This is a genomic window from Ruegeria sp. HKCCA0235A, assembly GCF_013033235.1.
Classification (GTDB): domain Bacteria; phylum Pseudomonadota; class Alphaproteobacteria; order Rhodobacterales; family Rhodobacteraceae; genus Ruegeria.
Window position 1 is genome coordinate 224,211 of the sequence record NZ_WQDQ01000002.1, and the last position, 14,530, is coordinate 238,740.

The 14,530-nt window shown below is 59.2% G+C and carries 14 protein-coding genes; 5 read left to right on the plus strand and 9 right to left on the minus strand.

Annotated features, from left to right (window positions below; all coding sequences use genetic code 11):
* The first annotated feature begins 71 nt into the window (after positions 1-71).
* Together GOW56_RS05045 and GOW56_RS05050 are read left to right on the plus strand one after the other, a co-directional pair.
* Positions 72-311: a hypothetical protein gene (locus tag GOW56_RS05045; protein ID WP_171205176.1), complete on the plus strand. Its 240-nt coding sequence runs from the start codon at positions 72-74 to the stop codon at positions 309-311.
* Between the two features lie 45 nt (positions 312-356).
* Positions 357-1,388: a GlxA family transcriptional regulator gene (locus GOW56_RS05050; RefSeq protein WP_171205177.1), complete on the plus strand. Its 1,032-nt coding sequence runs from the start codon at positions 357-359 to the stop codon at positions 1,386-1,388.
* Here GOW56_RS05050 and GOW56_RS05055 read toward each other — a convergent pair.
* From GOW56_RS05055 to GOW56_RS05095, 9 genes are all read right to left on the minus strand, one after another.
* Complete coding sequence (locus GOW56_RS05055; protein WP_171205178.1) at positions 1,347-1,910, minus strand: sarcosine oxidase subunit gamma; 564 nt, start codon at positions 1,908-1,910, stop codon at positions 1,347-1,349. The two genes, GOW56_RS05050 and GOW56_RS05055, sit on opposite strands and share 42 nt — an antisense overlap.
* On the minus strand, positions 1,903-4,857 hold the full coding sequence (locus tag GOW56_RS05060; protein ID WP_171205179.1) for a sarcosine oxidase subunit alpha family protein: 2,955 nt from the start codon (positions 4,855-4,857) through the stop codon (positions 1,903-1,905). Before GOW56_RS05060 ends, GOW56_RS05055 begins: the two co-directional genes overlap by 8 nt.
* On the minus strand, positions 4,854-5,141 hold the full coding sequence (locus GOW56_RS05065) for a sarcosine oxidase subunit delta (protein ID WP_152460339.1): 288 nt from the start codon (positions 5,139-5,141) through the stop codon (positions 4,854-4,856). Before GOW56_RS05065 ends, GOW56_RS05060 begins: the two co-directional genes overlap by 4 nt.
* Positions 5,142-5,153: 12 nt before the next feature.
* Positions 5,154-6,404 carry a sarcosine oxidase subunit beta family protein gene (locus tag GOW56_RS05070; RefSeq protein WP_152460340.1) on the minus strand — a complete coding sequence of 417 codons (1,251 nt, stop codon included), beginning with the start codon at positions 6,402-6,404 and terminating at the stop codon, positions 5,154-5,156.
* Positions 6,405-6,617: 213 nt separating this feature from the next.
* On the minus strand, positions 6,618-7,862 hold the full coding sequence (gene glp, locus GOW56_RS05075) for a gephyrin-like molybdotransferase Glp (RefSeq protein WP_171205180.1): 1,245 nt from the start codon (positions 7,860-7,862) through the stop codon (positions 6,618-6,620).
* Positions 7,855-8,202 (minus strand): hypothetical protein, encoded by a 348-nt coding sequence (locus GOW56_RS05080; protein WP_171205181.1) that lies wholly within the window; start codon positions 8,200-8,202, stop codon positions 7,855-7,857. Before GOW56_RS05080 ends, glp begins: the two co-directional genes overlap by 8 nt.
* Positions 8,203-8,533: 331 nt before the next feature.
* Positions 8,534-9,964: an NAD-dependent succinate-semialdehyde dehydrogenase gene (locus GOW56_RS05085; RefSeq protein WP_171205182.1), complete on the minus strand. Its 1,431-nt coding sequence runs from the start codon at positions 9,962-9,964 to the stop codon at positions 8,534-8,536.
* 78 nt (positions 9,965-10,042) lie between these two features.
* Positions 10,043-11,008: a LysR substrate-binding domain-containing protein gene (locus GOW56_RS05090; RefSeq protein ID WP_171205183.1), complete on the minus strand. Its 966-nt coding sequence runs from the start codon at positions 11,006-11,008 to the stop codon at positions 10,043-10,045.
* Positions 11,009-11,010: 2 nt separating this feature from the next.
* Positions 11,011-11,784 carry an aspartate dehydrogenase gene (locus GOW56_RS05095; RefSeq protein WP_171169733.1) on the minus strand — a complete coding sequence of 258 codons (774 nt, stop codon included), beginning with the start codon at positions 11,782-11,784 and terminating at the stop codon, positions 11,011-11,013.
* A 146-nt stretch (positions 11,785-11,930) separates the two neighbouring features.
* Between GOW56_RS05095 and GOW56_RS05100 the strand changes: the two genes are divergently transcribed.
* The 3 genes from GOW56_RS05100 to GOW56_RS05110 all read left to right on the plus strand — a co-directional run bounded on the left by GOW56_RS05100 (position 11,931) and on the right by GOW56_RS05110 (position 14,530).
* Positions 11,931-12,884, plus strand: a complete 954-nt coding sequence (locus GOW56_RS05100) for a dihydrodipicolinate synthase family protein (RefSeq protein ID WP_171205184.1) — start codon at positions 11,931-11,933, stop codon at positions 12,882-12,884.
* A gap of 105 nt (positions 12,885-12,989) precedes the next feature.
* The gene (locus GOW56_RS05105) at positions 12,990-13,532 is read left to right on the plus strand and encodes a 3-hydroxyanthranilate 3,4-dioxygenase (protein WP_152460347.1); all 543 of its coding nucleotides are present in this window, start codon (positions 12,990-12,992) and stop codon (positions 13,530-13,532) included.
* Positions 13,533-13,555: 23 nt separating this feature from the next.
* Complete coding sequence (locus GOW56_RS05110; protein ID WP_171169737.1) at positions 13,556-14,530, plus strand: TRAP transporter substrate-binding protein; 975 nt, start codon at positions 13,556-13,558, stop codon at positions 14,528-14,530.

A 14,530-nucleotide genomic window follows, 5' to 3' on the forward strand; every position in this document is an offset into this window, starting at 1 on the left:
GCGCAAAAAGGTAGAAAGCGTATGATTGCGTACAGGCCAACACACTTCGCGTTTCCGGTAAGAGGCTGACCTTGGATCTGCAAGAACTCGACAAGCAACTGTTACAGGCTCATGCGGATAATGATGTGCCTGCGCTGATCCGGCTGTACCACGAGGCAGCCGACCGGGCCGAGCAAAATCAGGATCTCGACGCCGCTTGTTTTTACCTTACACATGCGTTTGTTTTCGCGCTGGAATACGGCGCGCCCCAAGCGGATGAGTTGAACCGAAAACTATACGAGCGCGGCCGCGCCCATCGTTTGGTGTTCTGACGAAATCGGTGTAGTTGGGGTATCGTGCTGGCAAAGAGACAAAGCATGACCCATTTCACCTTTCTGTGCCTCGGAGATTTCCCGCTTGCTGCCTTGTCCATGGCCATCGACCCCCTGCGCGTGGCCAATGAGATCAGCCGCAGCGATGGTCTTGGCTGGACTGTCGTTTCGGAAGATGGGCAACAGATCATGTCCAGCTCACGCCTCAGCATCAACCCTGACAAGGCATTGTCCGAGGTGGAGGAAACCGACGTCGTGCTGGTCTTTGCCGGGGCCTCAGCCCGGTTGAAGGATCGCAAGGCTTCGGGCGGAGCGCTGCGACGGCTATTGTCCCGTGGCGCGCGGATCGGTTCGGTCAGCGGCTCACTTTTTGCGCTGGCGGAAGAAAAGTTCTTCGATGGTTACAGTTGTAGCGCACATTTCTGTTACACCGCTGCTTTGAAGGAACAATTCGACAGGGTGAACCTGTGTGACACGCTCTATACGATAGATCGCAACCGAATGTCCTTTGCCGGGACTTCAGCGGTGTTTGAGTTCATGCTGGGCGTGATTTCGGACGAGGTGTCCGATGCGGTTGCCGTCGAAACCGCCTGCTGGTTCCAATACGCGACGTTGCGCGATGCGGATACGTTGCAGGTTTTGCCGGGCTACAGCAAAAATCAGACCCGCAATGCCCTGCCGCGCCCGGTTCGACGGGCCATCGAGTTGTTTGCAAACAACATCGAAAACAAGATCTCGATCGAGCAGGTTTCGAAGCGCGTTGGCATGTCCATCCGGCAATTGGAGCGGCATTTCAAGAAGGAAACCGGGATCAGCCCCGGAGGCTACTATCGCAGGCTGCGACTGGATGCGGCGCGGCAGAAACTGCTTTACACCGACCAGCCTTTGCAGGAAATCGCGCTTTCGGTCGGGTATGACAGCGCCAGCTCGTTTTCAAGCAACTATCGGCGCGAATTCGGTCTGCCGCCGACTCAGGAGCGCAAGGACCGAAGCCGCGGCGCCAGACACGCGGCTTTGTCCTTCGGGCACCGTCCTTCACAGGGCCCTGGCCACCTCGATCAGCATGTGGTGAACTGAAATCGCATAGCTGCGTGGCGCGTAGATCGAAAAATCCGTTCCCGCTTCATTGCAGCGCAGCAGGCATCCCACATGATGGATTGCGGTGCGGTTGAAGGCTCCGGCCTGCATCTGTTCGACATCCAGAACGGTCAGGCGTTGCAGCAAGCCTGTTGCACCCTGCCCGGTCATGTCGATGCTTGTAAACGCGTCCGACTGATCGGTCACCGACGCTATGCCGGCCAGCTCAGTTTCCATACGCCGGGCCAGGTCCAACGGGCCTGCAAAAGCTTCCTCGCAAAGATACTGATCCGGACCCAGCCAGTGCAGGCTGCTGGTTTCGCCCTTTTCCCATTGCCCCGCCTCAGGCGCAGGGATTCCGCAAACGGTTTGAAGTTTGGCTTTGACGGTTTCCTCCTGCCCCAACCGGGCCGAGACGGATGCCAGCGCCACATCCTCCCGTTCCTGAAAGGTCAGAGTTCCGACCACGTCCCGTTTGGGTTCACTGCCGCCAATGGCGGTCTTGGCAACAAAATCACGCACGGAGCCGTTCTCCTTCGGGGTCAACGAAATGCGCGCTGACAAGCTTCGCTTTGATGTTGGTGTCATCCACCGGGCTGACAATCTGCACGGTGTCGCCCAATCGCTGCGCCCCGCGTTTTACAAAGGCCAGGCCGATGCTGCTGGACAGGTGCGGCGAATAGGCAGCCGATGTGACATAGCCCAGATCGTTTTCCGGCAGGTGTGGCGCATCCTCGTCGAACACATGGCCACCGGCCAGCACGGTATCGGCGTTGTTGACCGGCTGAATGCCGACCAAAGCCAGGCCATCCGGATCGGTCAGTGCTTCGCGTGCGCTGAGCGTCGCACCGATACTGTCTTTCTTGGCTGAGACCATGCGCCCCATGCCCAGATTGTGGGCGCTGGTGGTTCCGTTCAGTTCGTTTCCGGTGGCATGGCCCTTTTCAATCCGCAGAACGCCAAGCGCTTCGGTGCCATACGGCGTTACGCCAAAGGGCTCTCCAAGCGCCATCAAATGTCGGATCAGCGCGTCACCGTACCGGGTAGGCACAGCCAGCTCATAGGCCAACTCGCCCGAGAACGAGATGCGGAAAAGCCGCGCCGGGATCCCCCCGGCAATGGTCACCTCGCCACACGCCATAAAGGGAAAACCTTCGTTGCTGATGTCATGGCCGTCATCAACGACCTTTTGCAGCAACTCGCGGGATTTCGGGCCCGCTATGGCATATTGTGCCCAGGCGTCGGTGGTCGAGATCATCTGCACATCCATGTCCGGAAACAGGCATTGATGCACGAACTCCATGTGGCGATAGACTCCAACCGCGTTTGCGGTTGTGGTGGTGACCACAAAGTGATCCTCGGCCAGGCGGGCGGCGGTGCCGTCATCCATGGCTATGCCGTCTTCGCGCAGCATCAGGCCATAGCGGGTTTTGCCCACCGGCAGTTTGGCGAAGCCGTTGCAATAGATCTTGTTGAGGAATTCCGCGGCATCCGCGCCCTGCACGTCGATTTTGCCCAGCGTGGTCACGTCGCAGACGCCGACACCGCTGCGTACAGCCAGAACCTCGCGATCCACGGATTCGCGCCAATGGGTCTCACCAGCCTTGGGGAACCATTGCGCACGCAGCCAGGGGCCCACCTCGACGAATACCGCGCCCTGTTCTTGGGCCCATTGGTGGCTGGGCGTCAGTCGCGTAGGTTTGAATTCTTTTCCGACCGAGCGCCCGGCCCAGGCCCCCATCGCCACGGGCGTGTACGGTGGCCGGAAGATGGTCGTGCCGGTTTCGGGAATGCTCTTGCCGGTGATCTCGGCCATCACGGCCAGCGCGCCGACATTCGCGGTTTTGCCCTGATCCGTCGCCATACCAAGGGTGGTATAGCGTTTCAGATGCTCGACACTGCGGAAGCCTTCCTGTTCGGCCAGTTTGACATCCTTGACGGTCACGTCATTCTGGAAATCCAGCCAGGCGCGGCCTTTGCCGGGCACATGCCACAACGGGGTGATACGGATCTCATCATCCTCGGCTTTCGGCAGGTTGACCGGACAGGCCCTGATCCCCAGGCCGTCAAGCGCCGCAAGTGCCGCATTGGTGCCCGAGGCGACCGCCCCGTGGCTGGTCAGGTTGCCCGCGGCGGCACCGGCGACAGCCATACCTTTCGGCAGCTCAGCCGGTGGGATGAAGGCTGCAAGCGGTTCGAACCATTGCGGGCGGCCGCGCTGATGGCATGTCAGCTGCACATTCGGATTCCACCCACCCGAAACGCCCAGACCGCTTACTTCGATGGGGCGGGTTTGACCATCGGCCATCTGCACGGTGATCGATTTCAGCCCCAAACGGCCCTGCGTGTTCGTGACCTGCGCCCCGGCCAACAATTCACATGCTGCAATGCGCGGTGCATCGTGGCGCGGGTCGATCACGGCAACAACTTTGATCCCGGCTTTGATCAGATCCTGTGCGGCACGGTGTCCTTCGTCATTGTTGGTGAAGATCGCCACGCGCTGGCCCGGTGTCGCAGCCCAGCGGTTTGCGTAGGCCCGCATCGCGCCCGCCAGCATTATGCCCGGTCGGTCGTTGTTTTCGAAAGCAATCGGACGTTCGGTAGAGCCGGCACAAAGCACCGTGTGCTTCGCGTAGATGCGCCACAGAATCTGGCGTGGTTTCCCCGCCTCGGGCACCGCAAGGTGATCCGAAACCCGCTCAAGCGCGCCGTGAATGCCGTGATCATAGGCGCCGAACACGGTGGTGCGCGTCAGAAGGCGCACATTGTCCATCGACGCCAGCTCTCCCAGTGTCTGCGCGATCCAATCGGCATTCGAAATGCCCTCGAACCGGTCACAGTCAGACAACAGACGCCCACCCATCCGGCTGTCTTCGTCGGCCAGAATAACCCGCGCGCCAGACCGCGCCGCCGTCAACGCCGCGATCAGGCCGGAAGGACCGGCACCGATAACCAGGACATCGCAATGCAAATAGCCCTTGTCGTAGATATCCGGGTCGGCCTCCTGCGTCAGGCTGCCCAGACCGGCCGCCTTGCGGATCATCGGTTCATAGAGCTTTTCCCAGAACGCCTTGGGCCACATGAAGGTCTTGTAATAGAAACCCGCCGTCAAAAAGGGCGAGAGCCGATCATTGATCGACAGCGCATCGAAGGCGAGTGAGGGCCAGCGGTTCTGCGATGTCGCCTCGAGCCCATCGAACAGTTCGACCGTGGTCGCGCGTGTGTTGGGCTCCTGCCGGTTGCCCGTACGCAGCTCGACCAGCGCGTTGGGCTCTTCCGAGCCCGAGGCCAGCACACCGCGTGGACGGTGGTATTTGAACGAACGGCCAACCAACCGCACGTCATTGGCCAGCAGCGCCGAGGCCAGCGTATCACCCTGATAGCCTTCGTAGGATTTGCCATCGAAGGTAAAGCGCAGCTTTTTGGACCGGTCGATCAGACCGCCCTGCAAACGATTGTTCTGGGTCATTTTCCCCGTCCCGTCTTGCGGGCTACATCCCGCGCCAGTTCTGTAGCCAGAATTTCATGGGTCAGCGTGTCGCGTGTCACAACAAGCCACGATCTGTCGCCCTGCTCGTGAAACCACAGCTCTCGGTGGGTTCCTGCCGGGTTGTCGCGCAGGTAGACATAGTCGTGAAACTCAGCGGCGGCCGTGTCGGATTGCCAGTCGGGCCGATTGATCAGGCTCGCGTCGCCCAGATAGGTGAATTCCGACGCGTCACGCGGGCCGAGCAGTGGATGATTGATGATCATGTCCGGGCTTCCTCAGTGCAGGTTGGGCTGTGCGCCCACGCCTTTTTCGTCAATCATCCGCCCGGTTCTGAACCGGTCCAGACGATAGGCAGTTGCAACGTCATGCGGTCGGTCGGTGGCCATCAGATGCGCGAAACAAAAACCAGATGCTGGCGTTGCCTTGAACCCGCCATAGCACCAGCCACCATTGAAATAGAGCCCTTCAATTCCGGTGTGATCTATGAACGGCGAACCATCCATCGACATATCCATCACGCCGCCCCACATCCGCAGCAGGCGCGCGCGGCCGATCATCGGCATCAGGGACATGCCGCCTTCGGCCACGTCCTCGACCACGGGCAGGTTGCCGCGTTGTGCATAGGTATTGTAGCCATCGATATCGCCGCCAAAGACCAGACCGCCCTTGTCCGATTGGCTGACATAGAAATGTCCGGCGCCATAAGTGATCACCCCGTCAAGCACCGGTTTCAGCCCTTCCGTCACAAAGGCCTGGAGCACGTGGCTTTCGATCGGCAGGCGCATCCCCGCCTGTGCCATCACGCGCCCGGAAGACCCGGCAACCGCCACGCCTACCTTCTTGGCGCCGATGTAACCCCGTGTGGTTTCAACACCCAGCAGTTTTCCGTTTTCGATGCGGAACCCGGTGACTTCGCAATTCTGGATGATGTCGACCCCCCGTTGATCCGCGGCACGGGCATAGCCCCAAGCGACACCGTCATGACGCGCCGTACCACCGCGACGATGCAACAGACCGCCCTTGATCGGAAAGCGCGCATCGTCAAAGTTCAGGAACGGGTACATCGCACGAACGCCCTCTGCATCCAGCAGTTCCGCCCCAGAGCCGGTGAACATCATCGCGTTGCCACGACGACGATACGCGTCACGCTGCGCGTCCGTATGACAGAGGTTCAGAATACCGCGCTGACTGACCATCGCATTGTAGTTCAGGTCCTGTTCAAGATTTTCCCACAGTTTCAGCGACAGCTCATAGAATGGCTGGTTGCCATCCAACAGGTAATTGGCACGAATGATCGTTGTGTTCCGCCCCACGTTGCCGCCACCGATCCAGCCTTTTTCCAGAACCGCCACCCTGGCGGCGTTGTGTTCCTTGGCCAGATAGTATGCCGTCGCAAGGCCGTGACCGCCGCCGCCGATCACGATGAAATCATAGCTTGATTGAGGCTCGGGATCGCGCCAAGCCGGTGTCCAGCCCCGGTGCCCTTTCAAAACCTGCCGCATTATCGCGAGTGCCGAATACCGCATGAATATGTGCCCTTAACCCTCAGTGCGCCGAAGCATCATGTGCCGCCGGGAAAGCCCCAGTCACGACGTAATCCGTCACGGAGTTTATCGGTTGCGACAATTTTCAGGCCGGTATTCGGATTGATTGGCGCGCGATCGGGCAGTTTTCCGGGTGCCCACCATGACCGCGGCGTTGCAGTTGCAAGATAAATCGCATCGCACCTGTTGCGGGGATCAGAACCTCAACAATTCAATCGAATGCCCGGCGGGCAGGTCTTCGATCTCGGCCGGTATGATCGCCAACCCGTCTGCCTGCGCCAGCAAGGCAACACGTCCACTGTAGGAGGGCGCCATCAGACGTACATTGGGAAGGCCACGCGGCGAAGTGCCGTCAATCTGGACCGGACGATACTCCTGCCGACCCGCGCGACGCTGAACGGGTTCAGCCAGCACGGCCTGAACAGGTATCTGAGGTCTGTGGCACAAGCCTGCGCGCCGCGCCATCATCTGCGACCCGATTATCTGCCATGTCACATAAACTGACACCGGGTTGCCGGGCAGACCAACGTAAAGAGCGCGCCCGCGCCGCCCGAACATGACCGGTTTACCCGGCTTCATCGCCACTTTCATGACATCGGTTTCGCCGCCAATCGCGCTGAAAAGCCGGGGCATGTGATCTTCATCCCCGACCGACACGCCCCCGGTCGTGACGATGAGGTCCGAGGCATCGCATGCCTCGCGCAGAACCTGTTCCAGACGGGTCGGGTCATCCTCGACCGGTCCCCGGTCGGTCAGTTCGATCCAGGGTTTTTGCAACAGCGCCAGCAGCATATAACGGTTCGAGTTGTAGATTTGGCCGGGGCCGAGGGGTTCGCCCGGTTGACGCAGTTCGCTGCCTGTCGAAAAGATCGTGACCTTCAGTTTTCGAAACACCAGGACCTCACCATACCCTGCGGATGCCAGGGCGGCCATCTCGCGCGGTCCAATTTGACAGCCCCGTCGCAGGACCGGACTCCCGGCACAAAGATCTTCCCCCGCACGCCGGATATGCTGGCCGGGTTTCGGGCGGCGGCTGAATCGAATCCTGTCGATCAGAAGATCGCAATCTTCCTGCATCAGCACGGCATCGAATTCAGGCGGCACCGGAGCGCCCGTGAAAATGCGCAAGGCGCTGCCTTCGGGGGCATCATGGTCGCCGCAGTCACCCGCAGCCAGGCGCCCGGCGATGGGCAGCTCGAACACCGGCCCGTCACCCAGATCACCGGTGCGGACGGCATAGCCATCCATGGCCGAGTTGTCGAAGGCAGGCATATCGACCTTGCTGGCGCAATCCTCGGCCAGAACCCGGCCTATAGCCTGTTCCAGCGGCAAAATCTCGGTTTCGGTAACAGGATCTGCGACGGAAAGACCGCGCTCAAGGGCGTCCTCGACAGTCAGATACATGTGGGCGTGGCGGTCACAGGCACATCCATCAGCCATTTTGAGTCTCCGAAAATATTAAGCGTCCTGCAAATCCCGACTGTTCGTCCGGATCGGGATTGGGCAGGTCGGCCTTGAATTTTTCCAAATCCGAGTTGGGATCAGCAGCGACCGGCAGCGTACCCATGCCATACCGACCATGCGCGGCGCGACCTATGCCGTCATCGCCTTCTTGCTCGGACGACAAATCTGGCTCGGGTTGGCCGCAAAGCTCAGACACGCGCGCGCAGTCAGAGTTCATGCCAAAGGTGGACGTTACGGTGGGCAGCCCCGCCAACCTCTCGAAGCCCTCGGTATCCCCGGCAGGGATTGGTGCAGATAGCGTCAGCCAAGTGTTCATCCGTCCCTCCGGAGCTCAGGCCACCCGGCGGGACCCCCCCGCAGGTCAGCCGAAACGCTGATCATCACCGGCAAAAGGACGCGATGGTTTTTGTCGCACAGTCCGGCCAGAAATTCCCGGCCAATGGACAGCAAGGCGGGTTTACTGTCATTGACATAGGTCATGATCCGCGTTCGGGCGCCCCATCAGGAAGGGCACATTGCCGCCTCTGTCGATTCCGCAGGTATTGAAATCACAACCGCAGCGCTGCGCTGGCCCTTTGGTCGGTTTCGAAAGGAAAAAGGCCGGCTTGGTCGCGAAAAGTCGACAAGTGCAGGTGTCGGGGTCTTTTTCAGCAGATCTCGGCCGAATGCCAGACGTTCTTGACCGTCATGTAATTCTCAAGGCCTTCGATTCCGCCTTCCCGACCATAGCCACTGGATTTCACGCCCCCAAAGGGCGTTTCCGGCATCGATGCTTCAAGCGTGTTGATCGACAAATTACCGACCTCGACCTCGTCAATCAGACGGTCGATGTAATCCGCCCGATTGGTGAAAGCGTACCCCGCCAGCCCGTAGGGAACTGAATTCGCCAGAGCGATCGCCTCATCCAGCGAAGCCACCGGGTTGATCACCGCAACCGGTCCAAACGGCTCTTCGCGCATGATCCGCGCCGCTTCAGGAACGTTCAATAACACCGTGGGTTCAAAGAAATATCCCCTCTCACCAACCCGCGATCCGCCTGTGGCAAGCGTTGCCCCCTGTGCCACTGCGTCTTCAACCAGCTCCGACAAGGCTGGAACGCGCCGGTCGTTGGCCGTTGGGCCCATTTCAACGGTTGCGTCAAGCCCATTGCCGACGACCGTGGCTTTGGCCCTTGCGACGAACCCGGCCGCATAGGCGTCAAAAACACTCTCATGCGCGAAGAAACGGGTTGGCGAAGTGCAGACCTGACCGGCATTGCGCATTTTGCGGACCGCGCCTGAAACGGCCGCCGATTGCACATCCGTATCTTCGCAAACGATGACCGGCGCGTGGCCGCCCAGCTCCATGAGCACTCGGGTATCGTGTTGGGCCGCCAAAGTGGTCAAATGACGCCCGACGGTTGTCGATCCGGTGAAGGCCACCAGGCGAACGGGGTCCTGCGGGATCAGATGGCCGGATATCTCGGATGGTTCACCGAACACCAAATTCAGAACCCCTGCTGGCAGACCGGCATCTTCGAACGCTTTTGCTATGTGCAAAGCGCCGGCAGGCGTTTCTTCTGCCGCTTTCAGGATCACCGAACAGCCCGAGGCCAAAGCACCAGCGATTTTCCGGGCAGGCTGGCTCATGGGGAAGTTCCACGGCGAAAATGCCGCGACAACGCCGACAGGCTGGTGATGAACTGCAAATTTGTGACCCTGCGCCGCCGGAATGATCCGCCCATAGGTTCGCATCGCCTCGCCCGCATCCCATTCAAAGAACTCGGCGCCGCGAATGACCTCCAGCCGGGCCTGCTTCAGAGGCTTGCCATGTTCCAGAGTAATGGAATGCGCGATTTCTTCCTGCCGCTGACGCATGAGGGCTGCCGCCCGCAGGATCGTATCCGCGCGTTCCCGCGGCGATGTGCGGCGCCACAGTCGAAAGCCTTCGACGGCCGCTTGCAGCGCGTCGTCCAGGTCTTTCACCGATGCGCAAGGCAATCGACCGAGTTCTTCCTCGGTTGCCGGGTTGACAACCGGGATATCGCGCCCGGTTTTTCGCCACGTGCCGCCAATGAACAGCCTGAGCTCTGGATACATGAAACCGGCGCCTCCATTTGCTGATTTTGATCGCGCGATGCCTCGCATGAGTTCAAGCGCATTGCGCGAATACGGATATCAAATTGGCGAATATCTGGTCTGTCTGCTCTGCGCCGCCCGATGCAGAGCCGTTTTGAAAGCGCGCCCCGCAGGCGACAGATCGTCGTCGGCACGGAAGGACACTCCAATCGGCCCCTGCCCGAAAGGAACCTCCCAGGCGAGCTGGGCAAGATGGTTGTTTTCGATATCCTGGACGACGACCTCGGCAGGCATAAGGCCGATCAGGTCGCGGGATTGCAGCAGCGCCCGGTTCGTCAGGTAGGACACGGATTCTATGGCGACCGGTGGCACATATTGCTGCTGGCCGACGAAAAAATGATCCGCCTGACGTCGCAACGTGGTTTCTTGCGGGGGAAGAATCCAGCCAAACGGCTTGGTTTGCGCAAAGGTCACGGCGTCCCGCCCCGCAAGCGGGTGTTTAGGGCCGACAATGGCCAATATCCGATCCTCGAACAGTTTTTCCTGTCGAATCTTGTCGCGATGCCGGTGCGACGGCAGGCGTCCTACAACCATGTCGATCTCACCCGACAGCAACCGGGGCATGAGCACCTCGTTGGTCCCTTCGCTGATCTTGACTGCAACGTTCGGGCGGTCTTTCAACAGCAGTTCAATGGCGGCAGGTAGCAAGCTAGTTGACGCTGCAAGCAGTGTTCCCACCACGACACGGCCGGAATTTCCTTCGTTCAGATCGTCCAGTTCCTGCGCGGCATTGGAAACCTGAGCAAATATCAGCTTCCCGTGACGTATGAGAGTTTCGCCAAAAACCGTTGGCACAACGCCTCGGTTGGTGCGCGTGAACAGCTTGACTTCGAAATCCAGTTCAAGATCCTGAATCATCTTGGTTGCCGCTGGCTGAGATATTCCCAGCTCACGCGCGGCATTCTGAATGTTCCCATGCGCGCCAACTGCAACCAGCAGACGCAGCTGTCGCAGCTTCAGGCGGGTCAAGGCGCGGTCAACGATGCGAGAGTGGCGTCCAACCATGGCTACAGAACAATCGGCTTGCAAAGCTGATCCAGCTTGGACAGCACGCTCATGGCCGCAAGCGCCGAGCTTCGCGGGTTGTCGGGCAGCGCGGTGCCGCTGATCCGGAACTGAAACGTGCCGAAATCGCCTTCGGCCTCGACCTCGTGAATGTTCTTGTGGATCGTCGGATCGGCGATCAGACGAACCTGTGTGTTATCGAACCCCACACCCGCCAAGGCGACGGCGGCGGCGACATTTGCGTTCTTTGGGTAGGCAAGCGCCGCCTCTCGTGCGGAACCCTGAAAATGAGTTTCAGCCGCGGTGATATTGCCGAGGTCAAGACTGTGTTCGGCAAGTGACCCCTTCCACCCCGCCGGCGGCTTGCGCCCCACATATGTGACGGATTTGAGCGGCCCGACCGCTGCGGCGCTGAGACAGTCCAGCCCGCCTATGGCACCGCTTGCCAGATGCAGCCGCGCCCCGCCCTTTCGCGCGGCCCTGTCCAGCCGGTTACTGACCTGCTGATCCGCAAGTGCGCCGGCAGAGACACTGATGATATCCAGCCCTCGTGCCAGAATGTCCGGACCCAAACCGGCCAATGCCTCGTGCCCCGCGCAATCCAGAACCATTTCGATCCCGGCCGGCAGGTCATCAACCGAACCGACTGACTTGGGCGATTTTGGATCAACGCGGTGTGGTCTGACCAGAATGGCTGCCAACTCATGCCCATGTTCTGGCAACATGCGCTGCACAAACTGCGCGATTGCGCCGGTTCCGATGACTGCGATCTTCATGTCCGGACCCTAGACCAGCATTGAAAAAATCTGAATTGGTAAGTTGGTGGTATATGTTTTTCAGATAACCATTTCCCTGAAATGGCACTGGACCGACCCGCCTGGTGTGTTTTGTTTCTGATGAAGCCACGGGGACCACGTTGGAAATGAAATACTCAAAACACGACGCAAAGGCCTATGCTCGCGAACATATGACTGGGATATGGGCAGCGGCACTGAACCCGTTCAATGATGACCTGTCTCTGGATGAATCGGGACTGCGTGCAAACATCCGCCATTGGATCGACGATCTGGACATCCAGGGTCTTTTCGTCGCCGGCAAACAGGGCGAGTTCTTTTCGATGAGCATCGAAGAGCGCAAGCGCAACTTCGAAATTGCCGTTGACGAATGCGCAGGCAAAGCCGGTGTAATCGTCTCGGTCTCGGATCAGAACATGAATACGGCCTTTGAACTGGCCCACCACGCTCAGAATTGCGGTGCCGACTACATCGTACTTCACGCCCCGGTTCTGAGTTTCGTACAGGATCGTGGCGAGGTCTTGTACCAGTATTACAAGCGCTTCTGCGATGAGTTGGATATCGGCATCGCCATGTGGAGCCATCCTGACAGCGGCTATTTGATGCAACCTGAAGAATGCGCCCGCATTGCGGATTTGCCGAATATCGTAGCCATTAAGTATTCGGTTCCGCGTGAGATGTACGTGAAGCTGACCCATATGGTGGGCGACAGGATCCACGTCTCGACCTCGGCCGAACATGAATGGCTGGACAACATACTGGAACTGGACTGGAAGCTGTATCTCTGTTCGTCCCCGCCCTATCAGTTGCAAAGCAAGGTCGATCAGCGGATGAACGAATACACGCGCCTGGCCCTTGCGGGACAGGCCGATGAAGCGCGGCGTGTCTTTGACAGCCTGAACCCTGTCCGCGATGCGATGAAACGCACACGTCCTGCGGGCAAACCCACTGCATTCGGAAAATACTGGCAAGAGTTGCTGGGTCAGGTCGGTGGCCGTGTGCGCCCGCCGATGCTGGAACTGACCGACGCGGAAAAAGCGATCATTCGCAAAGCATTTGATGAAAGCGGGCTGCGCGTCTGAGCCGGGTGAGGCCTGGCAGTATAAGGAAATCGGATAGCGAGATGCTGATAATTTCTTTGCGGTTGTGGAAAAACGCGCCAAACTTTCCGGGATAGGGAGTGGGACATGTCAAAACTGAAAGCGTTCAACTTTAAGGCCTGGATCGACGAGCATCGCCATCTGCTCAAGCCGCCCGTAGGGAATCGTCAGGTTTGGGAAGACGCCGATCTGATGGTCACTGTTGTGGGTGGTCCGAACAAGAGAACCGATTACCACGATGATCCGGTTGAAGAATTCTTCTACCAGCTTGAAGGCGACATGGTGCTGAAAATCTATGACGGAGAGGAGTTCTATGATGTTCCGATCCGTGAAGGCGAGGTTTTCCTTCTGCCTCCGCATGTGCGCCATTCACCACAGCGCCCTCAGGAAGGCTCGATCGGGCTTGTGATTGAACCCAAGCGCCAGACCGGAGAGCTGGACGCCATCGAATGGTATTGCTTTGAATGCGGATCACTGGTGCATCGAGCGGAAATGCAGCTAAAGTCCATCGTTGATGACCTGCCTCCGGTTTATCAGAAGTTCTATGCCTCGGAACAAGACCGCACCTGCCCCAATTGTCAGGCTGTGCACCCGGGAAAGGAACCGCCCGAGGGCTGGGTCACGTTGTAAAACAAGATCAAACAGGGGAAGTAATGAGACATTTCGCAAAAATCGCCGCCTCTGCGGCTGCGTTGGCACTGGCGTCCGTGGCCGCTCACGCCGAAGAGTTTCGGTTGGGTCTGATCACGCCGCCACCGCATATCTGGACCAAAGCCGCCGAAGCGTTTGGGGCCGAGTTGAATGAGGCCAGTGGTGGCGCGCATTCGGTATCGGTCTTCCCGGCCCGCCAGTTGGGGAACGAGGCCGAAATGCTGCAACAATTGCAGACCGGCGCGTTGGACATGGCTTTCATGACCGTGGCTGAAGTTTCGAACCGCGCGCCCGAGTTGGGGGCATTCTATGCGCCCTATCTGGCAGATGACATTGGGCACGCGGGGCGCATCCTGCGATCTGATACGGCCAAATCCATGCTGGAACCCTTGCCGGGGCAGGTTGGTGTCGTTGGACTGGGATATGGGATGGCCGGATTGCGCCAGATCGTCAGCCGGGGCGAGGTTTCCTCCGCCGAAGATCTATCGGGCCTGAAACTGCGGATCACGCCCTTCACACCGATCCTGGATTTCTACAACGCGGTAGGCGCAGCACCCACGCCCATGCCCTTGCCTGCCGTCTATGATGCGCTGGCCAATGGTCAGGTCGACGCCATCGACATGGACGCCGAGCTGATCTGGGTTCTGAAATATTATGAACACGCCGACACGATCGTGCAGTCGGATCACATGATGTTCCCGATGGTCGGGCTGGTATCGGCCAAGGTCTGGGCTGGTTTGTCTGAAGAAGACCGCGCGATGATCGCGGAACTCATGGCCAAGCATGTCGACAGCACCATTGATGCCTACGTTGAAAACGATGCCAAATGGCTGGAGCAGATCGAGGGCACTGGCAAAGCCTACAAAAAGGTTGATGCCTCGTTCTTTGGCGACGCGATCGAAGAGTGGAACGGGATCTGGTCCCAGAAAACCTCTTCCCTTGACGCTTTGCGGCAGACTGCGGCAGAAACAAAATAA